Here is a 24696-nt window from a genome sequence, read left to right as displayed (position 1 = left end):
GGAGGTTATCATTATGTTAAAAGTTTTGATAATTGATGATGAACCGCTTATTCGAGAAGGGCTTTGTTCGATAATAGATTGGGAGAATTTTGGATACGAAATTGTCGGTACAGCTAAAAATGGTAAGGAGGGCTTAAAGTACATGGAGCTCCTTAAACCTGATGTTGTCTTTGTTGATATCAAAATGCCAGGGTTAAGTGGTATTGAAATGGTAAAGAAAGCGAAAGAAAAAAGGATGATAGCAAAATATATTGTATTATCAGGTTATTCGAACTTTACTTATGCACAAGAATCGATTCAGTTAGGAATGGAAAGTTATCTGTTAAAGCCTGTAGATGAAGAAGAATTAATTCCCTTAATTCAGCAAGTAAAAGCGAAATGTTTTTATGAGAAAAACGTTGTCTCACAGTTAGATCAATATAAAAAAATACAAGAACAGCACGAGTGGAGAGAATGGTTACATGGGAATAGAACGGGTAAACTTTTATCTGCCTATGAGGCAGACTCATTTATAATTGCAAGTCTAGTTTCTCAACAGTTTATTGATTGGGAAACCATAGAAACTAAAGTAGAGAAAGTAATATTGCCAACAACGAAATTAATCTGGATAGATAATCAACTTATCGTTTTATTTCTCAATAATTCAATTGAGAGTGCGTTAGCATCACTTAGAAATTTAAAAGAATTTATTAAGGTAAATTCATCAGCAAAGATCAAAATTCAAGTGATTGATCAGTTAATTAGCTTAAAAGGCTTACCAAAAGCTTATGACCAACTACTTTCCCTTCAAAATTTCAGTTATAATTTTTCTGATAGTGTTATTTTATGTAGTTCAATGATCAATACCAATAGGGGAACATTCCCATTAACAGAACATTTGGCCAATTCAATTTATCGGGCGATGGAATTTGAAAATATTAATCAATTGGAAATCTATTTTGATGAGATAAAAAGCTGCTTCCAAAACAATCTGTATCAGAGAGAAAGAATTCGTGCAGAATGGTTAGAATTCACTAAACTCATCTATCGAAAGATTAAATTTAATGATGCCCACGTAAGTTTAGAGAGTAATGAAAGATTAGTAGAAGGAATCTATCAAGCAGAAGACTTAGAGACATTACTGAAGCAAACGAAGGAAATGTTCATCATGATATCCGGTCATTTAAATGGATTTGGAAGCAGTTCCGAAGATACAATTGAAAAAATTATTCAGTATGTTGAACAATACCATTATAAAGATTTAACATTGAAAGTTATAGCGGAACTATTCAAATATAATCGTTCCTATTTAGGTAAGAAATTCAAAAATTGTACAGGTGACTATTTTCATGTCTATTTAGACAAAGTTAGGTTAGGAAAGGCAAAGCAATTACTTCGGCAGCCTGATATTAAAGTGTATCAAGTTTCTGAGCAGGTTGGATATTCCAATATTGATTATTTCTATCGTAAATTTAAAAAATATATGGGAATTAGCCCGAAGGAATATCAAAAGCAACAATTAAACAAAGAAATTACGCTACATTAATAGGGGGAATTCGAATGTCTCAACCTTGGACAGAACGACCATTATATATTGCGATTCAGTATGTTTATTACTTCTTAATGACAAATATTCATTTTATGATAGCCAATTTAATTTTTATAATTGCATTTATCGTATTTGAACTAACTCTGGCAAATATGATTATCTTTTATATAGCACTCTTACCAGCAGGTCCTGCAATTGCAGCTTTGTGCGCAACAATGGGGAAATTAACACGAGAAAAAGAAATAAATCCTGCGAAGGACTTTTGGAATTATTATAAGAAAAACTTTCTTGTTTCTGTCAAGTACTGGTTGTTAAAATGGTCAATTCTAGCAATGTTACTGATTGATTTACAGTATACAAATGCGCAATTAAAGTGGTTAACACCAATCATCATCACCCTTATCGTGATTTTTTCACTTATCATGTTATATGCTTTCCCTATTCTGATCAGGTTTGAGGTGAAGATTAAGAATTTATGGCTTGTTTCTATTTATTCTAATTTCAAATTTTTCAAAAAGACGTTAATCAATCTCTCAACATTTGTTTCGTTATTTATTATTTACATGTTTGCCCCAGGTATTACTCTCTGGTTTTTTATGAGTATTGCTGCTTTCTTTATTATGCTTAATATGAAGAAACCACTTCAAATAATGGAGAAAGAATTAACCAAATCTTTTCAAACAGATGAGGTGTCACAATGAAACAGAAGAGACTTATATTTCCTTTAATTATCGCTGTTGCCGGCCTGATGGTATTGTTGGTCATTGTTTCTGCTATAGGAGATGATACTGATGCAATAGAAAAGCCAGTGGATTCAGTTACGCTAATAAAGGATTTTGACCAAGTTACATCAATACAAATTAGGGCAGGTCAGAAAATAGAATTAGCTAAGACGGAAGGATCTTGGCTTGTTCAGAATGCAGATAGAGAACAAAATAATAAAAAAGTAAGTGATTTTATTAATACAATGAAAGAATTAAGAGGCGAAGAAGTGGAAGGTGGGAAAAAAGCAACCAACTTTCGTGCTCAAGAGGCAGCTGTAGTTTTTGAGGATACAGATGGAACGGAACAGCAACTTTCTATAGGGAAAATAAATTCAAATGGTGATAAGTATTTTGTTCACCATATAGAGAATGACAAAATATATTTAGTAGAGCGGAAAGATATTGAAATGATCCCAATACAATCAACTATGTTATTAAATAACACCATTTTAACTGCTGTACCCGCAGAAGTTAATGAAATATTCATAGATAACGGGACGGAAAAAATTCATTTAACGAAGGAGTCACCATATAGTAAGCAAGAAGCTTTAGCACATATAAGTGGCTGGTATGTAAAGGAACCCTATCATAGTGTCTATAGTGTAGCATTCTCAAAAATGGAGTCAATATTAGCAGGGATGGAGCAGTTGCAGAAGAATGAAATAATAAATGATGAATCACTTTTAGGTGAAGTGGATTTTCGTATTACTTTTCAAACAGATGGTCATTCAGAGACTCTTCTAATCGGTGATCCTGCTCCAAACCAGCATTATTATGCACAATTGGCTGGGTCAGAAGAAGTATTTACGATACCTGCAAGAGCTTTGGATCCGTATAGCTATCCTTCCTTTGCAATTATAGATCAATTTGTTCATATTGTACCATTAGAAGTTGTTCAATTATTAGAAGTGGACTCTGCTGAATACAAGTGGACAATAACTCGCTTCTCAGATAGTGGAGAAAATGGTGTAAAGAACACATTGTTTTCTGTTAACCAAAAGAAGATAGCAATGGAATCCTTGCAAGAAGCCTACAAAGGATTAGCAGGATTATCGATTAACAAAATGATTGAAGCTGAAAATAACCTGTCAAAGAATAAGGAGCTATCGATTACTTATTACACTGGAACAAAACATGTTATTGATTTTTATTCAGTAGATGAAAACTATTTTGCTTATGAGAAAAATGGAGAGGGATTTGATTTTACGATTGAAAAAGAAAAAGTATATGATGCATTAGAAAAAATGAAAAGTATTTTACCGGAGTAATTTTTTTAAAAAAACAAGCACTTGGGGAGTGCTTGTTTTTCCATATGCATTCTTTACAGGAAGTCATCTTTCTTAATTTTATCAAATACTTCTTCTAATGAGCGATGAAACGATATTGCTTCATCTACCTTGTTTTCTATAGATGCTTTTTGATTGTGATTGGAATTATCTAATTGAACCTTTATATCTGTTAGGTTATTTATTTGTCGATTTAATGATTCCAGCCTACGATTTACATAGGTTTTCATAAATTTTTTGTACAAATCCTCACGTACTTCATACAAATCTTTTCTTATGCCTTTTTGCCATACTCGTTTAACTAGATTTAATTCTAGCAACCTGCGTATAGCATAGCTCATGGCCGTTTTACTCTTTCCTAAACCTTCCTTCATCTCATCAAGTGTCATCGGACCTTCATTTAAGTATAAAGTGATAAGTAATTGTGCTTCCGTCTTATTTAAGGAAAACATTTCTAATGTTTTGGAAAATTCAGAAATGATTTGATTATTTACTTTCTCGAATGGATCATTTGCATTTTGGTCGGTCATTTATTACTGACACCCTCCTTAAATTCTCTTCATTCTACTTTATACACAAAAAAATTTAAAAAGCAAATAATGAGTATATTTCATTTTCTAGATAATACAATGATGGGGGTAAGAAATGATACATTGTGTAAAGTTTAAACTGAATATTAATAATAAACTGTGTATTTCGCTTGAATTTTATGTTGAAAAAGAGTAAAGTGGAAAAGTGGATCTAAATAAATGATGCAAAATGCCCAAAAAAATGAGGTGGTAGTTATTCATGTCAATTATTAAAGTCAGGAATTTATCTAAAATATTTGGTAAAAGAGTGAAAGAAGCAACCTCGTTACTAGATCAAGGATATTCGAAAGAAGAAATATTAGGAAAAACAGGTTGTACGGTCGGGGTAAATCGGGCTAGTTTTGAAGTGGAACAAGGAGAGGTTTTCGTTATAATGGGTCTTTCTGGAAGTGGTAAGTCAACATTAGTCCGTTTATTAAATCGATTAATTGACCCAACAGAAGGCGATGTTGAAGTAAGTGGCGAGAATTTAGCGAAAGTTGGGAAGGAAAAACTACGAAATGTAAGACGAGAGAAATTAAGTATGGTCTTCCAAAAATTCGGCCTCTTTCCATTTCGAACAGTTCTTGAGAATACAGAGTTCGGATTAGAAATTCAAGGTGTTAAGAAAGAGGAACGGTCACAAAAGGCAAAAGAAGCACTAGAGTTAGTTGGATTAGGAAGCTTTATACATCAATATCCTGATCAACTTTCTGGCGGGATGCAGCAACGTGTAGGATTAGCCCGTGCATTAGCAAATGACCCAGAAGTGTTACTAATGGATGAAGCTTTTTCAGCATTGGATCCACTTATCCGGAAAGATATGCAGGATGAATTATTAGATCTTCAGCAGAAAATGCAGAAAACAATCATTTTTATTACACATGATTTAGATGAAGCACTACGAATTGGTGATCGAATTGCATTGATGAAGGATGGATCCATTGTCCAGATCGGAACACCTGAAGAAATATTAGTCAATCCGGCAAACGACTATGTAGAACGATTTGTAGAAGATGTTGATCGATCTAAAGTTTTAACAGCTAACCATATTATGAAGCGTCCTGAAACTGTAGATATTGACAAACACGGTCCAAGGGTAGCCTTAGAGCGAATGCGAGAACAAGGCTTATCAAGTATTTATGTTGTTGATCGCACTAGACAATTAAAAGGCTATGTCACTGCAGATGATGTATCGGAAGCAAGGAAAAAAGAGCAAAAAGACTTGCATGATATTATCCGTACAGATATGCCGACAGCTGAACCGGAAACTTCGATTCATGATATTTTCGAGATCATACATAATGCACCTGTACCGGTTGCTGTAGTTGATAAGGGAAAATTAAAAGGAATAATTGTACGTGGTGCTGTTATTGCGGCATTGGCTAATGGGAATGGGGTGACAGATACTCATGCTTGATTTCTTACCTAAATTACCAGTGGCAGATTGGGTTGATATTTTAGTTGAATGGGTGCAATCAACTTTTAGATTTTTATTCGATCCGATAAAAAATGAATTTGGTGACTTTATTGAAAGTACGGCTGACTGGTTAGCTGAAATACCGCCATTTATTGTCATTATCATTGTCGCATTATTAGCGTTTTTTATATCAGGTAAAAGAATTGGATTATCAATCTTCTCTATAATAGGTTTATTGTTTATCTTGAACCAGGATATATGGGAAGAATTAATGTTCACCTTTACGTTAATTTTATTTGCCAGTCTAATATCTGTTTTAATTGGTGTACCGCTCGGTATTTTAATGTCAAAAAGTAAATGGGCGCAGGTAATTATTACACCAATATTGGATTTTATGCAAACAATGCCAGCGTTTGTTTATTTAATTCCTGCTGTTGTATTTTTCGGTATTGGAATGGTTCCAGGTGTGTTCGCATCAGTCGTATTTGCGACACCTCCTGTCGTTCGATTTACGAATCTGGGAATTCGACAGGTTTCCAATGAGCTGGTAGAAGCTGCAGACGCATTTGGTTCTACCGGACCACAAAAACTGTTTAAAGTGGAACTCCCAATGGCAAGAAAGACAATTATGGCAGGTGTTAACCAAACAGTTATGTTGTCATTATCAATGGTAGTTATTGCATCAATGATTGGTGCACCAGGTTTAGGTGACTTAGTGTTATCTGCCTTGCAAAGATCACAAGGTGGCCAAGGATTTGTTGCAGGTTTAGGGATTGTTATTTTGGCTATCATCATCGATCGTTTGACACAAAACTTGAATAGGGATAAGAATAAATAATTATTGCTGGAACCTCCTTGGTAATGGGAGTGTCTATAGAATAAAATTAAAAGGAGAGAGTATCTATTATGGTAAAGAACAAATGGAGAATCTTAGGTTTTGCAAGTATGTTAGCACTTGTATTAATTTTAGCAGCTTGTGGCGGTTCAGATGATTCAGAGAATTCCAATTCTTCTGATGGTTCGGAGAACGAAGAAACAGCTACAGTTGGCGATGGGAAAGAAATCGAATTAGTTTACGTTAATTGGGATTCTGAAATTGCTTCAACACATGTTGTTGGAAAAGTGTTAGAAGACCTTGGGTATGATGTGAAGCTTACTTCCCTAGATAATGCTGCAATGTGGGAGGCTATTGCAAATGAGGAAGCGGATGGTATGGTAGCAGCATGGTTACCTGTAACACATGGTGATCTTTATGAAGCGAATAAAGATTCATTAGTAGATTTAGGTGAAAACTTAAGTGGTGCAAAAACAGGTTTAGTTGTTCCGTCATATATGGAGGATATTAATACTATCGGTGATCTTCAAGATTACGCAGATGAACTAGGTCAAAAGATTACTGGTATTGATGCAGGTTCAGGTGTGGTCCAATCTGCTGAACAAGCCTTAGAAGATTATAATTTAGAAGGCTGGGAAGTTCAGACATCAACAGGTGGTGCAATGACTACAGCACTTGGTGAAGCAATTAATTCAGAAGAGCCAATCGTTGTAACTGGTTGGACGCCACACTGGAAATTTGCTGATTATGACTTGAAATACTTAGAAGATCCCGAAGAGACTTTTGGTGGGGAAGAATATATCGCTACAATGGTACGTCAGGGACTGGAGGAAGATTTACCTAATGCTTATAAAGTGTTAGACCAGTTTAACTGGACTACTGAAGAAATGGAAACTGTTATGTTAGAGATCAGTAATGGTGCTGATCCAGAAGAAGCAGCTGCTGCTTGGGTTGAAGAAAACCAAGAGTTGGTATCTGAATGGACAGAAGGAATTGAATAATACGAAATTAAAAAACGCTCTAACAGATGATTATATTTGTTAGAGCGTTTTTTAATTATTTTACATTAAATAATCTAGCATGGACATTGATGTTTTAATTCTCGTGCATCCTGATAAATGTGAACCTCTCCATTTTACATGATTTTATGTCTAGATTATACGGTATTTTAAGAAAGCGTTTTCTTATATAATATTTAGTAGGAGAACCGCTTAGATAAAAAGGTTCCCAGGTTAGGAGAGTGGGAAAATGAATCGAGATAATAATGCAGGAAGCACACAAACGAATTTACCTGAAACATCCTCACCTGTTGGAAGACAGATAAGAATCGGAACAGGAATTAATAAAGGTCCACATAGTAAGAGTTTCTGGAAGAGAGCTGGTAACCAAAAAGCTCTATTGTTAATGTCCATTCCTTTTGTTATTTGGTTACTTATCTTTAAATATATTCCTATTGCTGGATGGATAATGGCTTTTCAAGATTACAAACCGCAATTTGGGCTGTTTGATCAAGAGTGGGTTGGTTTGAAACATTTTAAAGATTTGTTTAGTGAGCCAATGTTTTACACTGCTCTGGAAAACACATTAGGTATGGGAGTTTTAGGGCTAGTATTTGGAACTGCTTCAGCAATCATTTTTGCATTGTTACTAAATGAATTAAGATTTCTAACATTAAAAAAATGGACTCAAACGATATCATATTTACCGCACTTTGTATCATGGGTCATTGCAGCAAATATAGTTATTACAATGCTCTCACAGGAAGGTGTAATAAATAATCTATTGGTAGATTTAGGGCTTGTCGACAGTCCTGTTAATTTTATGGCAGAACCGGGTATGTTCTGGGGTATTGTGACAATCGCTGACGTTTGGAAAGAAACAGGGTGGAACGCCATTATTTATTTGGCTGCGATGGCTGGGGTGGATCCGCAGTTATATGAGGCAGCAAAAGTGGATGGTGCTAGTCGAATTAGACAAATGTGGCACATTACATTGCCAAGTATCCGTGCAGTTATCATCGTCCTATTAATATTGAATATTGGGAACTTAATTAATATCGGTTTTGAGAAACAAATGCTCTTAGGAAACAATATTGTTGCAGATAAAGCACTTGTAATCGATTTATATGCTCTCGATTACGGTATAGGAATGTTCCGTTATTCGTTTGGTACGGCAATAGGGATTTTTAAGTCTGTTATCAGTGTCCTTCTTATCTTAATTTGTAATGGAATTGCGAAACGTATCGGAGAAGGGCGAGTATTTTAAATTAAAACCAGATAGAGAGGATGACCCGTAATGAAGAAAAAGTGGACAGTATTTGATGTGGTTTTGACACTTTTTATGGTTTTTGTTGTTGGAATTACACTTTATCCATTTTTAAATATTCTTGCCATATCGTTGAATGATGCTGTAGACACGGCAAGGGGCGGAATCCATATATGGCCGCGGGAGTTTACTTTAGCAAACTATCAAGAAATTTTCGGCAGTAATGATCGTTTACTGCAAGCATTTTCTATGTCCATCTTACGTACCATTGTTGGAACGATCACAGGGATAATTGCTAGTACAATGCTCGCATATACCTTAAGCAGAAAAGATTTTGTCTTACGTGGTTTAGTTGGTCTATTACTAGTACTAACAATGTTCATTAGTGGAGGACTTATCCCAGACTATATGTTAATACGTAATCTTGGCTTGATAAATGAATTTTCTGTTTATATACTGCCAATGCTTTTAACAGCATTTAATGTGATTGTTATTCGTTCATTTATGGATAGTTTACCAATAGCATTAGAGGAGTCAGCAAAAATTGATGGAGCAAATGATTTTGTTATATTTAGTAAAATAATTATCCCGCTCTGTATGCCTGTGATTGCCACAATTGCTTTGTTCCTAGCAGTCGCACAATGGAATAGCTGGTTTGATACCTACTTATATGCAAGAGGAAATGAAGCTTTAACAACATTGCAGTTTGAACTAATGAAGATTCTTGATAATGCGAATCTGTCCAGTACGGATATAAATTCACAGAATGCCGATGTTATTGCAGCACAGACAAACCCGCAATCAATAAAGATGGCAATAACGATTATAGCAACTGTACCTATTTTACTTGTATATCCTTTTTTGCAAAAATATTTCGTTACAGGGCTGACTTTAGGTGCAGTAAAAAGTTAAGGTATTAATTTCTATTAATATAAATATTTTTGAAAAATGGAGGGGTTATTTAATGAAAAGAAAGCTGTCAAATTGGGCAATACTTTTATGTTTATTGTTTAGTGTGTTAATTCTGGCTGCATGCAGTGATGGGGAAACAAGCCAAAATGAGACCGACTCAGAAACTGGAGAAGAGCCTTCAGCAGATAATCCATTAACACTATCTTTCTTCAGTGCAGATGGAACTGAGAAAGAATTTGATGACCCTATAGCTAAAAAGATTACAGAAAAAACAGGGATCAAATTAGAATTAGACTATCCTGTTGGCGGAAATGATGAAGCAATTCCTCTTATGATTGCCAGTGGTGATTATCCAGATTTAATATTTGCTAAGGGGGATATTGGTAAGTTAATTGAAGCAGGCGGCGTTATTAAACTTGATGATTTGATAGAAGAAAAAGGTGAAAACTTAAAGGCAATGTATGGTGATCAGTTGGATCGGTTACGAAATTCAAATGAAGATCCAAGTATTTATACTGTAGGAACATACGGGGTACAAAATGCTTATTGGGAAACAAGTGGAACTTTTCAAATTCAACTAGATGTATTACGAGAATTAGGTTATCCAGAAATTAATACATTAGAAGACTTTGAAGCCGCTTTAACGGAATATTATGAAAAATATCCGGAAATTGATGGACAAAAAACCATTCCATTATCGTTACTCGGTAGTGATTGGCGTTGGTTGATAACAGTGGGTAACCCTGCAGGATTTGCAGCAGGTTTACCGGATGATGGCCAGTGGGCAGTCAATGATGATACTGGTGAAGCAACCTATAAATTTCTTTTACCAGAATTTAAGGAATACTTTAAATGGTTAAATGGAATGAATGCCAAGGGATTACTAGATCCGGAATCATTTACCCAAACATATGATACCTACATTTCTAAACTTTCATCAGGCCGAGTTTTATCAGTAGCTGATCAAAATTGGAATTTTGCTGATGCTGACAAGGCACTGGTTGCTGAAGGAAAGGATTGGAAGACCTACGCACCACTTCCTGTTACACTGGGAGAAGAATATAAGTCACAAGGACTGAAAGATTATGGTTTCGCTGGAGGTTGGGGAATTGCTATTTCTTCAACTAGTGAGCATCAAGAAAAAGCTTTCGAATTTTTAGATTGGATGGCATCGGAAGAAGCACAGATTCTTATCAATTGGGGAATTGAAGGAGAGAATTATGATATTATTGACGGAAAACGAGTAATGCACGAAGATGATCGCGAAAGAATGAATAATGATGCAGATTATGGGAAGGAGACTGGTGTTGGTTATTACATTCACCCATTCCCTCGTTGGGGTAATGGTGCTGTAGATTCTACCGGCCAATCAATAACACCAAATACGGAACAAGATATTATTGATAATTTCAATAGCGCAGAAAAAGAAGTATTAGCTGAATATGGAATAGATAATTGGGTTGATTGGTTCCCGTCAACTGAAGAATTGGGAATTTCCAAACACGGATCAGTATCTAATTATACAATTCCAGCGGGTAGCGATATACAAATAATTCAACAAAAAGCAGATGACCTGACAGAACAACGAATTACCCAAGCTGTGCTTGGTGATCCTGCAGATTTCGATCAAGTATGGGAGGATATGATTGCAGAACTTGAAGCAATGAATATTGAAAAAGCCAACGAAGAAATGTCACAAATGGTAAAAAACACAATGGAACTTTGGGGTACGAACGAATAAGTATTGGGGCCTGAACTCATTCAATTGGATTCAGGCTTCTCTCATATATAGGGTCCTTGAAAAATGACATTATGATACTGTCAAACTAGCCATATTATAGAAATAATTAAAGGAGGTATAAACTTGATCAATGAAAAATTAGCAAAAATTTGGTATGGCGGTGATTACAACCCTGAACAATGGGATGAATCAACATGGTCAGAGGATCAACGAATGTTTAAGCTAGCCGGAATTGATGTAGCTACTATCAATGTGTTTTCATGGGCTCTTAATCAACCTGATGAGACTACGTATGATTTCACATGGCTTGATAATACAATCGAGCGATTATATAAAGATGAGATATTTGTTTGTTTAGCTACAAGTACAGGTGCCCATCCAGCCTGGATGGCAAAACGTTATCCTGATGTGCGCAGAGTAGATTTTGAAGGCAGAAAAAAAGAATTTGGCGGAAGGCATAATTCTTGTCCTAACAGTCCTGCCTATCAAAAGTATGCAGAAAGAATGGCAGATAAACTGGGCGAACGTTATAAGCACCACCCAGCTGTCTTAGTCTGGCATGTTTCCAATGAATATGGGGGCTATTGCTATTGTGAAAATTGCCAAAAAGCGTTCCTGGTATGGTTAAAAAATAAATACCGCACATTAAATGCTGTGAATGCTGCATGGAATACGAGTTTTTGGGGACATACCTTTTATGAGTGGGATGAGATTGTTGTACCAAGCGGTTTGAGTGAGGAATGGCAAGGAGGAACCAATACAAATTTCCAAGGGTTATCATTGGATTATCGCCGATTTCAATCAGATAGTTTACTAGAGGTATTTAAATTGGAACGCAATGCCTTAAAGAAGCACACGCCAGATATTCCTGTAACTACAAATCTAATGGGATTATATCCTGAATTAGATTATTTCAAATGGGGAAAAGAAATGGATGTTATTTCATGGGACAATTATCCATCAATTGATACACCAGTTAGTATGACTGCAATGACCCATGATTTAATGCGGGGACTTCGCAGTGGTCAACCATTTATGTTAATGGAACAAACACCTAGCCAGCAAAATTGGCAAGCATATAATGCCTTAAAACGTCCTGGTGTAATGAGATTATGGAGTTATCAAGCTATTGCCCATGGTGCAGATACCGTTCTTTTTTTTCAATTGCGCAGATCAAGAGGTGCAACGGAAAAGTATCATGGAGCTGTGATTGAACATGTTGGTAACGAACATACAAGGGTGTTCCGGGAATCTGCGCAACTAGGGCAGGAATTGCATCATTTGGGAGATAAAATCATTGGTAGTCGAGTGATTGCAAAAGTAGCCATCATTTTTGACTGGGAGAATCGGTGGGCAATCCAGCTTTCAAGTGGACCGTCTATTGCGCTTGATTATGTAAAGGAAGTGCACAAATATTATGATGCTTTCTATCAAAATAACATACCTGTTGATATGATTTCTGTTGAAGAAGACTTAAACCAATATGATTTAGTAATTGCCCCTGTCTTATATATGGTAAAAACGGGTCATGCCGACCGGTTGAAAGCGTTTGTGAGAAATGGCGGTACATTTGTAACAACTTATTTCAGCGGGATTGTTAATGAAAATGATCTGGTGACATTGGGTGGTTATCCTGGAGAATTAAGAGATTTAGTCGGTATATGGGCAGAAGAAATTGATGCACTTGATCCTGCGCATTATAACCAAATCGTTTTTGAAAATCCATATGGAAGCCTGAATGGTCAATATCAATGCAATATATTATTTGATTTAATCCATGCAGAAGGTGCAGAAGTTCTAGCAACCTACGGGTCAGATTTTTATAAAGGGATGCCAGTACTTACGAAAAATCGTTACGGAAGTGGAGAAGCATATTATATTGCTTCAAGTCCTGATGAATCTTTTGTACAAGATCTTATATCAACAATCTGCAATGAAAAAGGAATGAAAGGAGAAGCTTCTTCTACAGGTGGTGTGGAAGTTACAGCACGTAAAAAAAGTGATAAACAAATTTTATTCGTGTTGAATCACAATGAAGAGAAAGCTACTTTCGATTTGGGTAATAAAACATTCATGGATCAATTGTCTGGAGAAACATATTCCGGGACTTCAGAGATAAATGGACGTGATGTATTGATACTGAAGGAGGAAAATAATAATGAAATTCACTGACGGAAATTGGCTAGTTAGAGAGGGTTTTCAGATATACTTTCCAAAATTGATTCATGAGGTAGTTGAAACAGATGGAAAAGTTACCTTATATGCACCATGCAAATATATAAATCATCGTGGTGATACATTAGATGGCCCATTATTAACGATTAAAATTTCTGCACCGATTAATGATGTGATTCGTGTGCAGACATGGCATTTTAAAGGGGGGAAAGCAAAATATCCCAAATTTGATGTGTTAGATCAAGCAAACGATATTATGTTAGAAGAAACTGATAATTCCATCTCATTTACGAGTGGTGAATTACTCCTGACGATTGATAAAATCAATTTTTCTCTATCATTTAAAAATGATAATGGCACGTTAACAGATGCGGATGGAAAAGGTCTTGCATGGATAAAGGGGCCTGGAAATACCACCTACATGAGAGGGCAGTTACGTTTAGGAGTTGGTGAGCATGTTTACGGTCTTGGTGAACGATTCACCCCATTTGTGAAGAATGGCCAGAGTGTTGATATCTGGAACAGAGATGGTGGAACCAGTTCGGAGCAATCTTATAAGAATATTCCTTTTTACTTAAGCAGTAAAGGATATGGTGTCTTTGTCAATCATCCTGAAGAAGTCAGTTTTGAGTTAGGCTCTGAAACTGTTTCGCGCTCGCAATTTAGTGTGGAAGGGGAGTATTTAGATTATTACTTTATAAATGGTCCGACACCAAAAGAGGTAGTTAGTCGTTACACCGAGCTGACAGGTAAGCCAGCACTGCCTCCGGCATGGTCATTTGGTCTATGGTTATCGACTTCCTTTACAACAGATTATAACGAGAAAACAGTTAATCATTTTGTTGATGGTATGGAAGAACGAGGCATTCCATTGAGTGTTTTCCATTTCGACTGTTTCTGGATGAAGGAATTCGAGTGGAGCAACTTTATCTGGGACCGTCGTAACTTCCCAGATCCAGAAGGCATGTTAAAACGACTGAAAGACAAAGGTTTGAAAATTTGTGTATGGATTAATCCATATATTGCACAGAAATCAATTCTTTTTAATGAAGGAATGGAAAAAGGATATTTACTTAAAAAGCCTAATGGAGACATATGGCAATGGGATCTCTGGCAAGCAGGAATGGGAATTGTCGATTTCACAAATCCAGATGCATGTCGATGGTACCAAGGGAAATTGAAAGCGCTATTGGATATGGGTGTTGACTCATTTAAAACAGACTTTGGCGAACGTATTCCGACAGATGTAATGTATTACGATGGATCAGACCCGCAGAAAATGCATAATTACTATTCTTTCTTGTTCAATAAAGTCGTATTCGGTTTGTTAAAAGAAGAAAAGGGGAAAGACGAAGCGATCGTATTTGCCCGCTCTGCGACAACTGGCGGTCAGCAGTTCCCGGTACACTGGGGTGGTGACTGTGATTCGACCTATGATGCGATGGCAGAAAGTTTACGTGGTGGGTTATCTTTAACGACTTCGGGCTTTGGTTATTGGAGTCATGATATCGGTGGCTTCGAAAACACGGCATCTCCAGATGTATTTAAGCGTTGGACAGCGTTTGGTTTACTATCCAGTCACAGTCGTTTTCACGGCAGTTCCTCATACAGAGTACCTTGGAACTTTGATAACGAAGCGGTTGATGTGGCCCGTCATTTTACAAAATTAAAAAATAGCTTAATGCCATATTTATACGGGCAAGCGGTTGAGAATAGTGAAACAGGGGTTCCTGTAATGCGATCAATGGTATTGGAATTTCCAGAAGATCCGTTATGTGAGACATTGGATCGGCAATATATGTTGGGTGACTCTATTCTAGTTGCTCCAATTTTCAATGAAGAAGGACTTGGCTCCTTTTACTTACCAAAAGGAAGATGGACACATTTATTAACAGGAGAAGTTATGGATGGCGAAAGGTGGATAAAAGAAAAGTATGATTATTTTAGCCTGCCGGTATTTGTACGTTCAAATACTATTATGCCAATAGGAACAAGTGAGGAAACACCAGTCTACGATTATACTGCCAATGTTACATTTAAAATTTTTCAAATAGAAGAAGGAGCATCAGTTAAGAGAAAGTTAGTCGATTACCGCGGGCAACAAGCTGGATTTGTGACAGTTAGTCGAGTTAATGATGAAATAGAAGTGAATGTAGAAGGGATTACCAAGCCATATCATATTGAATACATTGGGAAAGAAAAAATAAGTCCCAAATTAGGAGAAACTAAAACTAAGCTGATACTATAAATTGTTTTGGGATTTTTATGAAGTTATTAAATAGAGGACTATTTTAATCCCTTGAAAATAATACAAGGGATTTTCAAATATTTAATCCATTCTGCCTCTATTTTGAAAGATTATTTATAACAAACTATTTAAAGTAATACTGGTCCGGCATTTATAGATTATAATTTTGTGAATTCATTTCTTCCTTTATGATAAGCATAATATTATAATTACTGTAAGTATTACGAAATCATATAATTGAGTGGAGAGTGGAAGTATGTTATTAAAACAAGGTAGAAAACTACTATTTATTGGGGATTCAGTAACAGACTGTGACCGTGCCAAGCCACATGGTGAAGGATTATTTCAAGCATTGGGAAATGGATACGTTTCCATTATTGATGCTTTTTTACAATCAACTTATCCGGAGTTAGGGATAAGAGTGGTTAATAAAGGAATATCCGGTAACACGGTTCGTGATTTAAAGGAAAGATGGGAAGAAGACGTTATTACACAAAATCCTGATTGGTTAAGTATTATGATCGGTATAAATGATGTATGGCGACAGTTTGACTCACCATTAATGAAGGAGAAACATGTATATATTGAGGAATACAACGAGACATTAACAGAATTAGTCAAGAAAACAAAACCGATAACAGACAAAATTGTCCTCATGACCCCTTTTTACATAGAACCAAATATAGAGGATGCGATGCGTCATACAATGGATCAGTATGGGGCTGTAGTGAAAAATGTTGCAAATGACCATGATTGTATTTTCGTTAATACTCAAGATGCTTTTAATAAAATATTGGAGAGTCTGTATCCAGCTAGTATCGCATGGGATCGGGTACACCCTAACAAGACAGGTCATACAGTTCTAGCAAAATCATTTTTAGACGCAATAAACTTTGATTGGCAAAAATAAGTAATGTGAAAATAACTATATCATAGAAAGATAATCCGAAACAGTGATGAAATCTACCTGCTTAACAGATTAAAATAAATCTGTTAAGCAGGTTTTTTCAATTATTAAAATCTTTCAAACTGACAACAATATAACTAATCGATTAATCATTGTCTGCTAAATAGAAACTCCCCTTGCATAAGAGCGATTTAAGGATAAGCCCAATCACTCAAAATATATCTTATTTTGTTCTCATTGCTATGATGATGGCCACAATGAAAGGAAGGATGGAGGTCTGCATCTCTTAACTAAAAGGAAATTAGGTTGAAAAGATTCAGCTTTAGCCAAATAAAGGGTATAATAATTACAGGTTATGAATGGAGGATATAGATGATTAAAAAAAGACTGAATCCGAATATGGATCATTATGAAGTGGAAGCGGAAAGTGAGTTACTTCCATTTCTGTTACGTGTGTTAGATAACAAGAGTAGAAATTCGGTTAAATCAATATTAACAAGAGGTCAAGTGTTTGTTAATAACAATAATACTACTAAGCATAACTTTCTTTTGAAAGAGGGAGATATTGTTGCCATTCAAAAGAATAAAGCGGCAAAAGCAGCATCATTTATAAATATGGGTATTTTATATGAAGATGAAGAAATTATCGTGATAGAAAAGGGAACGGGACTGTTATCAATAGCTTCTGAAAAAGAGAAGTCACTTACTGCTTATAATCAGTTAATGGATTATGTGAAAAAGATAAATCCAAAGAATCGTGTATTTATTGTTCACAGGTTAGATCAAGATACTTCAGGTGTTATGCTGTTTGCTAAAACGGAAAAAGCTAAATACCAATTACAGAATAATTGGAAAAGCATTGTAAAGGAACGGACATATATTGCTTTAGTTGAAGGGGTATTAAGCCAGCCTAAGGGAATAATCAAAAGTTGGTTGAAAGAAAATAAAGCATTTAAGATGTATTCCAGTTCAAAACAGGATGATGGTAAGTTAGCAATAACACATTATGAAGTAATTAAAAATAATAATGAATTTTCTTTATTGTCTGTTGAGTTAGAAACAGGCAGGAAAAACCAGATTCGTGCACATATGGAAGATATAGGCCACCCGATTGTTGGTGATAAAAGATATGGCTCGCAAGTAAATCCTATTGGAAGACTAGGCTTGCATGCAAATGTATTAGCATTTAGACATCCTGTCACGAAAGAATTCCTAAGGTTTGAATCAAAAGTTCCGAAAGTTTTTTATAAAAAAATCCAAACTTAGTAACTTTAATAAAGATAATCCCCTTTCTTCATTTTAAAAATTGTATATAATAGAAGTACAGAATAAAAACGTTTTCAAAAGACGGAATATGAATGAGGGAGAGTTGAGCAAATGAATAAATTAGATCAATTGTTCGAGCAGTTTTATAACCAGGCACTGGAAGACTCGATTAAGGCGGTAGGGCCAGTAGAAAGGAAATTAACGCTCAAAATGACTCTGCTCAACTTACTAGGGGATTTTTCTAATTTGGAAGAAAATATGGTTTTATCCGAACCTCACATTATCGAGAAAAAAGATTTTGGTGACTACACTAGAGAGCTGCTCATCTTACCAATTACTGATATATTAGAAATTAAGATGTATATTCTGACACCAAATAAGGAAGCACAATCCTATCCATCTGTTCTTGCTTTGCATGGACATGGTTATGGAGTAAAAGAAATAGTTGGATTGAAAGAAAATGGTGAAGAAGATGAAGGGTCGGAAGGTATCCACCAACATTTTGCTGTTAAATTAGTAAAACGCGGATTAAAAGTTTTTGCACCTGAAGTAATCGGTTTTGGTGAAAGAATGTTAACGAGAGATCTTGAAATAGGAAAGCAAAACTCATGTGAGGCAATGGCTACAAATCTATTAATGGAAGGAAAAACTTTAGCTGGTTTGCGAGTATGGGAAGCACGCCAATTATTGAATTATATGGAGAGCAGAACAGATGTAAAAAATATTGGGATGATGGGTTTCTCGGGTGGTGCTTTAGTAACTGCCTATACAGCAGCATTAGATACGCGAGTAAATGCAACCGTTTTAACAGGATTCACCAATACTTTTAAAGGAAGTATTATGTCAATGCGTCATTGCATTGATAACTATGTACCTGGAATCTTGAATTATGCGGAACTGCCTGAATGGATTTCCCTTATCTCACCAAGAGCTTTATTTATTGAAGCAGGTATTAATGATCCGCTTTTTCCAAACCAATATGTGAAAGAGGCAGTAACAGGAATAGAAGAGGCATATGCCAGCCGTCCAGAAAAATTTAGTTATGATATGTTCGAGGGTACTCATGAAATCAGTGGACGAAAAGCTTATGATTGGTTAATCGACCAATTATCATAGGAGGAGGGAACTACTCTTAAAAAAATAAGGAGATTCGTCCGATCCATTTATCAGCACTTAGAACAACCAAGGTAAGAGTGAACAGGAAGTGTAGAGAGATATACCGATGCTCCTAATTAACCAGGAGCCAATCGCTAATATGTAAAGGATATGTTAGGAACCAGGCAGGATTGTCTTGAACAGGAATCATGGTAAGTTTATGAAAAATGAATGCAACTGATTTCGATTTCCCCCATTTATGGTATACTTCTAAATAGAGATAGCTTGAGAACCAGGGGGGAGCTTATTGAGATGAAAAAGTTGTGGGAAACATTGAAAACGATGTCTTTTAAAGAGGCAGTTGACTACATTTGGGAATACTACAAACTGCATATTATCGGTATTATTGCTGGTTTATTTATAATTATCTCCATTGTTTCTAGTATAATAAAAGGTGATGAAGCGCTATATAATGCAATGGTAGTAAGTTCCATACCTTATGAAGAAGTAGGCTCATTCGGTGAACAAATGAATGAAAAACATTTTAATGACTTTCGATTCGCTGTGGATAATATTACTCACAATGGCGGAGAGTTATCCGAACAATCATACGAACAAGTACAGAAGTTAATCGTTCGAATTGCTGCTGGTGAGGTAGATCTGATTATTACAGATGACACCTTTGCAAAAGAGTTAATTGATCAAGAAGGTCTGAAACCGATTGACCAAATAATAGAGCTGGAGATGCTTGAACAAAAAGGGATTGAATTACTGGACTTTGGGACAGGAACAATTTATGGGATAAAATCAACTCAGTTGGATGTATTTAATGATCGTGATATGTTTGAAGATCGCATTCTGATTATTCCAGCTACATCCGAAAAAGATGAAGTTTCAAAAGAAGTGATCGAAACATTAATTAAATCTTAATTGGGTAATCGACAAGTAACTTACTTGTCGATTATTTTACTTTTAGACTAGTATGGGCAATGTGGAAAGCTTTAGGTTGTTTGTCGTTCAATTAACGTTGTATCAATAAAAACTTTCTTCGCAATCGATCTCTCATCACGTAATCTTTCCACCAATAACCCAACAGCTGTTCTTCCCATAAGCTCCTTCTCAATTCGTACGGTAGTAAGTGCAGGGTAAATATATTTTGATACACTAATATCATTAATACCAACAATACTAACTTTACTAGGTATATCAATCTGAGCTTCATTTAATGCCTTTACCGCCCCAATGGCAATTGGGTCGTTTGCTGTAACGAAGCCTACTTTCCCGGATGGATGTTTCGTTAAAAATTGCTTCATCATTTTATAACCACTGTCTACGTGGTAATTTTCTAATAAGATTAATGATTCATCAAGAATACCTTTCGATGTTACATATTCTCTGAAGTAGGTTTCTCGAACATCTGGGAAGGAAGAGTCTATACCTAAACCACCCAGGAAACCTATCTTATCTATTTTTTTGTCTATTAGTAGATTTACAGCTTGTTTTATCACTGAATTGAAGTCTGTAAGGACTGCATCACAACCACGATGTTCTGTGTCTGAATCAATTAGAACAACATGCTCTGTTTTTGCCTGAAATTGTTTGATTGACTTTTGGGTAAATCTCCCGACAGCAATCAATCCGTCAATATCATTCGGTATTTTATCAATTTCAGTTGTTATGAATTTTTGCAGATTAAAGTGATGTTTATCAGCTTCTTCTTCAATCCCATGTCTAACTGCCATGTAATAAAGATCAGACAGCTCTTCTGTTTCTGTCACCCAATGAACAAAAGCAATCCGCCGATAAACCTTTTTCCTTGTAGCATTTTTCCGGTAGGATACTGCTTCTGCAATCTCAAATATTCTTTTTTTAGTGTTCTCACTGACAGATAAAGTCGGATCGTAATTCAGAACCCGTGAAACTGTTGCGATCGATACGCCCGCCTTTTCAGCGATTTCTTTAATTGTTGCCATTTTTCTTTACATCCTTTCATTAGAGCTTTTCATACGGTTATATAAATATGGACAATCATAATCATTACTAGTGGTTAAATGATAAGGTAAATATAAGTAAAATTTAACTTGACTATTTTTACTTGTTATTTTAATCTAGAAACTAACAAATGTCTATCTAAAATTGAATACGATTTCAAATATAAAAGGAGGTATCTGTTTAATGATAATAAATAAAGAGAAATTCAGCTACATTGCGCCTGCAAATGGTTATCCTGAATGGAATAACAACCCCGAAATTTTTCAACTGAACAGAATGCCGCAGCATGCGGAGGCAATTCCATATGAAACAGAGAAAAAAGCACTTGCAAATGATAAGTTCCAATCAACTCGTGTAATGAACTTAAACGGGAAATGGAAATTCCATTTCGTGAAGAATCCTGGATCGAAAATAACAGATTTTTATCAAACAGAGTATGATGTATCAGGATGGGATTCAATAACAGTTCCTGCACATTGGCAATTAGAAGGATATGATTATCCACAGTATTCGAACACTCGCTATCCATGGGTGGATCATGATAAAATTGAACCGCCATTTGCACCAATAAATTACAATCCCGTGGGGCAATATGTAACCGCATTCGAAATTCCCGACAGTTGGGGGGAGCAACCAGTAATCATCAACTTCCAAGGGGTAGAATCTGCATTTTATGTTTGGCTGAATGGCGAGTTAGTTGGATATAGTGAAGATACTTTTACACCAGCGGAATTTAACTTAACACCATATTTAAAAGGTGGGGAAAATAAGTTAGCGGTTGAAGTTTACAGATGGTCTGATGCAAGTTGGCTCGAAGACCAGGATTTCTGGCGTATGAGCGGTATTTTCCGGGATGTCTACTTATATACCTTACCAGCACTTCATTTATATGATCACCGGATTCGTACAACTTTCGATTCGAACTATGAAGATGCAGTTCTAGAAGTGAAAGCTGATGTTATTAACTATTTTACTAAAAAATACTCGAATCCAACATTAGAAATAGAACTTTATGATGAAAATATGCAAGCAATAGTCTGCCAACAAAGCTCCTTAGCAATAAATGAAGTGGAACATACATCTATACAAACAGAGTTAGCTATTCAAAAACCAAAAAAATGGAGTGCAGAGTCTCCTAATCTCTATACATTGGTTTTCCGCTTAAATGATGGTGATGGTGAACGAATAGAAACATATGCAGCTAAAATCGGTTTTCGTCAGTTTGAAATGATAAATAATATTATGCATATAAATGGAGAAAGAATTGTTTTTAAAGGTGTCAATCGGCATGAGTTTACTGCAGACCGTGGTCGTGCAGTAACTACTCAAGATATGGTTGATGATATTATATTAATGAAAAAATATAATATCAATGCAGTCAGAACATCTCATTATCCAAATCATCCGAAATGGTATGAACTTTGTGACGAGTATGGTCTTTATGTAATTGACGAAACAAATTTAGAAACACATGGTTCTTGGTATTATGGACAACAAACATTAGAAAATACTGTTCCGGGAAGCAGACCGGAATGGACGGAGAACGTACTGGATCGTTGTAAATCAATGTATGAACGTGACAAAAATCATCCTTCTATTATTATTTGGTCACTTGGGAATGAATCTTTTGGTGGAGATAACTTTTTGAAAATGCATGATTATCTCAAAAAAATGGATCCAACTAGACTTGTACATTATGAGGGGATTTTCCATTACCGGCCATCTGACAGAGCTTCTGATATGGAAAGTACTATGTATAGAAGCCCTGCACAAATTGAAGAATATGCGAATATACCTGGTGAAAAGAAACCATATATCCTCTGTGAATATAGTCACTCGATGGGTAATTCTACAGGTAACCTGCACAAATATACCGAGTTATTCGATAAATATGAAGTCTTGCAAGGTGGTTTTATTTGGGATTGGAAAGACCAGGCATTACGCCATCAAACAGAGGATGGTACAAGTTTCTTAGCGTATGGCGGGGACTTTGGTGAATCACCACATGATGGTAACTTTGCCGGTGATGGTTTAATTTTTGCAGATGGCAAGATCTCACCAAAACTGGAGGAAGTGAAAGCTTGCTATCAAAATATTGAGATAAGCGCTGTTAATGTACAGGAAGGTTTATTTAAAGTTCTGAATAAATATCTTTTTACTAACTTATCCGTTTTTAAACTTCTCTGGAAGATTGAAGAGGAAGGACAAGAAGTAGCATCAGGTACTGTAACATTAGATGGACAACCAGGTAGAGAATTAGAGGTTAAAATTAATTATGATAAAGATCTTTTCAAAAAAGAGAAAGAACAAGTAGTTACACTTTCCATTATATATAAACAAGCACCTAAATGGGCTGAGGCAGACCAAGAAGTGGCATTTGCACAATTTGTTCAGCCTAAAATGAGTGAGAATACGGGTATTGAAGGAACAATTAGTGTAAATGAAGCAAGTGAAGCATACGAAATTAAGGGTGATAATGTGGTAGTTTCGTTTGCTAAATCTACCGGTCTGCTACAATCATATAGATTTAATGATGTGGAATTTATTCAGAAATCACCAATTCCACATTTCTGGCGGGCAATGACTGATAATGATCGTGGTTGTAAATTGGATGAACGTAGTAACACTTGGCGTCAAGCTAGTTATGATCGACTTCTGACAAATTTATATGTTACCAAGTTGACTAATTCTGTACAAGTTAAAACAGTTTATGAATTGCCAACGGAAACTGTGAGCATAGTGGAGGTTACCTATTCAGTTTATCCTGATGGAACTGTTGAAGTGGAACAATTGTTGCAGCCCGGGGAGGAACTTCCTGAAATACCTGCAGTTGGAATGCAATGGGAAATGGATAAGAACTTTGACCAACTGACATGGTATGGAAAAGGACCGCACGAAACATATTGGGATCGCCAAAAAAGCGGGAAAATTGCTATCCATAAGGGTATTGTTAGTGAACAAATGAAGCCATATTTAAAACCACAAGAAAGTGGAAATAAGTATGGTGTACGATGGATCAAGGTACAAGATGAATCAGGTAAAGGGATAAAAGTTAAAGGGGTTCCAACAATCGAGGCAAATGTACTGTATTACAATGCAAAAGAGTTGGAAGAAGCAAGTCACCATTATAAATTATCAGCACCAGAAAAAGTATCAGTAACGATTAATGGATGGCAAATGGGTGTGGGTGGTGATGATAGTTGGGGTCAGCATACACATCCTGAATACAAGTTATTCGCCAATACAAACTATCGATACCGCTTTTCATTCAAAGGAATTTCTGCACGTTAATGGAAAGTTTAGTTAGAACAATAGATTAAATAGAAGGTCCTCTATTTGACATCAGACAAAAATAGGGGGTCTTTTTTTAAAGTGCCGTATAGTTAACAATTATGTGTGTTACAAAATGGAGAGCTGTATGAGGTAGCTATCATGCAGTAAGATAAAGGACTTATCTCAGAAATAGTAGCCATATTAGAATATATTTCGTATATAAAATTCTCACTGACTCTAGTCTAATAGCATGTATACCTCTTGACTTAATAAATGTATCCGTTTACAATTGTGTTTATATTGATTAACTTAAGTCTGTCGCTTGGATGGAATCTCTAACGCAAAAGATAACAACGTTGTTATCCGTGAAAAGCTAGGCTATTTTATATGGGAGGAGGATTTGTTCTACTCACTTAATTA

The 24696-nt window shown here is 35.8% G+C and carries 18 protein-coding genes; 16 read left to right on the top strand and 2 right to left on the bottom strand.

Annotated features, from left to right (window positions below):
• Positions 1 to 13: 13 nt before the first annotated feature.
• The 3 genes from ACFOY7_RS01775 to ACFOY7_RS01765 are packed head-to-tail and all read left to right on the top strand — an operon-like array spanning position 14 to position 3560.
• Complete coding sequence (locus ACFOY7_RS01775) at positions 14 to 1525, top strand: response regulator transcription factor (RefSeq protein ID WP_390248794.1); 1512 nt, start codon at positions 14 to 16, stop codon at positions 1523 to 1525.
• Between the two features lie 14 nt (positions 1526 to 1539).
• A complete protein-coding gene (locus ACFOY7_RS01770; protein WP_390248792.1) occupies positions 1540 to 2229 on the top strand; it encodes a YesL family protein in 690 nt (229 codons plus the stop codon).
• Positions 2226 to 3560 carry a DUF4340 domain-containing protein gene (locus ACFOY7_RS01765; protein ID WP_390248790.1) on the top strand — a complete coding sequence of 445 codons (1335 nt, stop codon included), beginning with the start codon at positions 2226 to 2228 and terminating at the stop codon, positions 3558 to 3560. Before ACFOY7_RS01770 ends, ACFOY7_RS01765 begins: the two co-directional genes overlap by 4 nt.
• Positions 3561 to 3613: 53 nt before the next feature.
• On the opposite strand, the gene ACFOY7_RS01760 is transcribed toward ACFOY7_RS01765, so the two are convergent.
• On the bottom strand, positions 3614 to 4108 hold the full coding sequence (locus tag ACFOY7_RS01760) for a GbsR/MarR family transcriptional regulator (protein WP_390248788.1): 495 nt from the start codon (positions 4106 to 4108) through the stop codon (positions 3614 to 3616).
• Positions 4109 to 4367: 259 nt separating this feature from the next.
• Here ACFOY7_RS01760 and ACFOY7_RS01755 point away from each other — a divergent pair, with 259 nt between their 5' ends.
• The 12 genes from ACFOY7_RS01755 to ACFOY7_RS01700 all read left to right on the top strand — a co-directional run bounded on the left by ACFOY7_RS01755 (position 4368) and on the right by ACFOY7_RS01700 (position 19941).
• Positions 4368 to 5567 carry a quaternary amine ABC transporter ATP-binding protein gene (locus tag ACFOY7_RS01755; protein WP_390248786.1) on the top strand — a complete coding sequence of 400 codons (1200 nt, stop codon included), beginning with the start codon at positions 4368 to 4370 and terminating at the stop codon, positions 5565 to 5567.
• Positions 5560 to 6405, top strand: coding sequence for an ABC transporter permease (locus ACFOY7_RS01750; protein WP_390248784.1), 846 nt, complete (start codon positions 5560 to 5562; stop codon positions 6403 to 6405). Before ACFOY7_RS01755 ends, ACFOY7_RS01750 begins: the two co-directional genes overlap by 8 nt.
• Before the next feature lie 68 nt (positions 6406 to 6473).
• On the top strand, positions 6474 to 7403 hold the full coding sequence (locus tag ACFOY7_RS01745) for a glycine betaine ABC transporter substrate-binding protein (protein WP_390248782.1): 930 nt from the start codon (positions 6474 to 6476) through the stop codon (positions 7401 to 7403).
• 403 nt (positions 7404 to 7806) lie between these two features.
• Complete coding sequence (locus tag ACFOY7_RS01740; RefSeq protein ID WP_390249214.1) at positions 7807 to 8667, top strand: ABC transporter permease; 861 nt, start codon at positions 7807 to 7809, stop codon at positions 8665 to 8667.
• A 30-nt stretch (positions 8668 to 8697) separates the two neighbouring features.
• Positions 8698 to 9579, top strand: a complete 882-nt coding sequence (locus ACFOY7_RS01735; RefSeq protein WP_390248780.1) for a carbohydrate ABC transporter permease — start codon at positions 8698 to 8700, stop codon at positions 9577 to 9579.
• A gap of 52 nt (positions 9580 to 9631) precedes the next feature.
• Positions 9632 to 11320, top strand: coding sequence for an ABC transporter substrate-binding protein (locus ACFOY7_RS01730; RefSeq protein WP_390248778.1), 1689 nt, complete (start codon positions 9632 to 9634; stop codon positions 11318 to 11320).
• A gap of 123 nt (positions 11321 to 11443) precedes the next feature.
• Positions 11444 to 13492: a beta-galactosidase gene (locus ACFOY7_RS01725; RefSeq protein ID WP_390248776.1), complete on the top strand. Its 2049-nt coding sequence runs from the start codon at positions 11444 to 11446 to the stop codon at positions 13490 to 13492.
• Entirely contained in the window at positions 13479 to 15743 is a 2265-nt protein-coding gene (gene yicI, locus ACFOY7_RS01720; protein WP_390248774.1) for an alpha-xylosidase, read from the top strand. The genes ACFOY7_RS01725 and yicI overlap by 14 nt, the downstream gene beginning before the upstream one ends.
• Positions 15744 to 15999: 256 nt before the next feature.
• The gene (locus ACFOY7_RS01715) at positions 16000 to 16653 is read left to right on the top strand and encodes an SGNH/GDSL hydrolase family protein (RefSeq protein ID WP_390248772.1); all 654 of its coding nucleotides are present in this window, start codon (positions 16000 to 16002) and stop codon (positions 16651 to 16653) included.
• A gap of 369 nt (positions 16654 to 17022) precedes the next feature.
• Positions 17023 to 17916, top strand: a complete 894-nt coding sequence (locus ACFOY7_RS01710; protein ID WP_390248770.1) for an RluA family pseudouridine synthase — start codon at positions 17023 to 17025, stop codon at positions 17914 to 17916.
• Positions 17917 to 18027: 111 nt separating this feature from the next.
• Positions 18028 to 19032, top strand: coding sequence for a dienelactone hydrolase family protein (locus ACFOY7_RS01705; protein WP_390248768.1), 1005 nt, complete (start codon positions 18028 to 18030; stop codon positions 19030 to 19032).
• Positions 19033 to 19323: 291 nt separating this feature from the next.
• Entirely contained in the window at positions 19324 to 19941 is a 618-nt protein-coding gene (locus ACFOY7_RS01700; protein WP_390248766.1) for a hypothetical protein, read from the top strand.
• A 71-nt stretch (positions 19942 to 20012) separates the two neighbouring features.
• Here ACFOY7_RS01700 and ACFOY7_RS01695 read toward each other — a convergent pair whose 3' ends face one another.
• Positions 20013 to 20984, bottom strand: a complete 972-nt coding sequence (locus ACFOY7_RS01695) for a LacI family DNA-binding transcriptional regulator (protein WP_390248764.1) — start codon at positions 20982 to 20984, stop codon at positions 20013 to 20015.
• A 202-nt stretch (positions 20985 to 21186) separates the two neighbouring features.
• Between ACFOY7_RS01695 and lacZ the strand changes: the two genes are divergently transcribed.
• Complete coding sequence (gene lacZ / locus ACFOY7_RS01690) at positions 21187 to 24294, top strand: beta-galactosidase, LacZ type (protein WP_390248762.1); 3108 nt, start codon at positions 21187 to 21189, stop codon at positions 24292 to 24294.
• Positions 24295 to 24696: the final 402 nt, after the last annotated feature.

It is taken from the genome of Gracilibacillus xinjiangensis (genome assembly GCF_042651765.1).
Taxonomy (GTDB): Bacteria; Bacillota; Bacilli; order Bacillales; family Amphibacillaceae; genus Gracilibacillus; species Gracilibacillus xinjiangensis.
The sequence above is the reverse complement of the archived record's forward strand: the minus strand, read 5'-3'. Positions and strand labels throughout refer to the sequence as shown.

What these genes read in the sequence shown, in the direction of transcription:
- ACFOY7_RS01775 (WP_390248794.1), top strand. Translation starts at nt 14, where the DNA reads ATGTTAAAAGTTTTGATAATTGATGATGAACCGCTTATTCGAGAAGGG.
- ACFOY7_RS01770 (WP_390248792.1), top strand. Translation starts at nt 1,540, where the DNA reads ATGTCTCAACCTTGGACAGAACGACCATTATATATTGCGATTCAGTAT.
- ACFOY7_RS01765 (WP_390248790.1), top strand. Translation starts at nt 2,226, where the DNA reads ATGAAACAGAAGAGACTTATATTTCCTTTAATTATCGCTGTTGCCGGC.
- ACFOY7_RS01760 (WP_390248788.1), bottom strand. Translation starts at nt 4,108, where the DNA reads ATGACCGACCAAAATGCAAATGATCCATTCGAGAAAGTAAATAATCAA.
- ACFOY7_RS01755 (WP_390248786.1), top strand. Translation starts at nt 4,368, where the DNA reads ATGTCAATTATTAAAGTCAGGAATTTATCTAAAATATTTGGTAAAAGA.
- ACFOY7_RS01750 (WP_390248784.1), top strand. Translation starts at nt 5,560, where the DNA reads ATGCTTGATTTCTTACCTAAATTACCAGTGGCAGATTGGGTTGATATT.
- ACFOY7_RS01745 (WP_390248782.1), top strand. Translation starts at nt 6,474, where the DNA reads ATGGTAAAGAACAAATGGAGAATCTTAGGTTTTGCAAGTATGTTAGCA.
- ACFOY7_RS01740 (WP_390249214.1), top strand. Translation starts at nt 7,807, where the DNA reads ATGTCCATTCCTTTTGTTATTTGGTTACTTATCTTTAAATATATTCCT.
- ACFOY7_RS01735 (WP_390248780.1), top strand. Translation starts at nt 8,698, where the DNA reads ATGAAGAAAAAGTGGACAGTATTTGATGTGGTTTTGACACTTTTTATG.
- ACFOY7_RS01730 (WP_390248778.1), top strand. Translation starts at nt 9,632, where the DNA reads ATGAAAAGAAAGCTGTCAAATTGGGCAATACTTTTATGTTTATTGTTT.
- yicI (WP_390248774.1), top strand. Translation starts at nt 13,479, where the DNA reads ATGAAATTCACTGACGGAAATTGGCTAGTTAGAGAGGGTTTTCAGATA.
- ACFOY7_RS01715 (WP_390248772.1), top strand. Translation starts at nt 16,000, where the DNA reads ATGTTATTAAAACAAGGTAGAAAACTACTATTTATTGGGGATTCAGTA.
- ACFOY7_RS01710 (WP_390248770.1), top strand. Translation starts at nt 17,023, where the DNA reads ATGATTAAAAAAAGACTGAATCCGAATATGGATCATTATGAAGTGGAA.
- ACFOY7_RS01705 (WP_390248768.1), top strand. Translation starts at nt 18,028, where the DNA reads ATGAATAAATTAGATCAATTGTTCGAGCAGTTTTATAACCAGGCACTG.
- ACFOY7_RS01700 (WP_390248766.1), top strand. Translation starts at nt 19,324, where the DNA reads ATGAAAAAGTTGTGGGAAACATTGAAAACGATGTCTTTTAAAGAGGCA.
- ACFOY7_RS01695 (WP_390248764.1), bottom strand. Translation starts at nt 20,984, where the DNA reads ATGGCAACAATTAAAGAAATCGCTGAAAAGGCGGGCGTATCGATCGCA.
- lacZ (WP_390248762.1), top strand. Translation starts at nt 21,187, where the DNA reads ATGATAATAAATAAAGAGAAATTCAGCTACATTGCGCCTGCAAATGGT.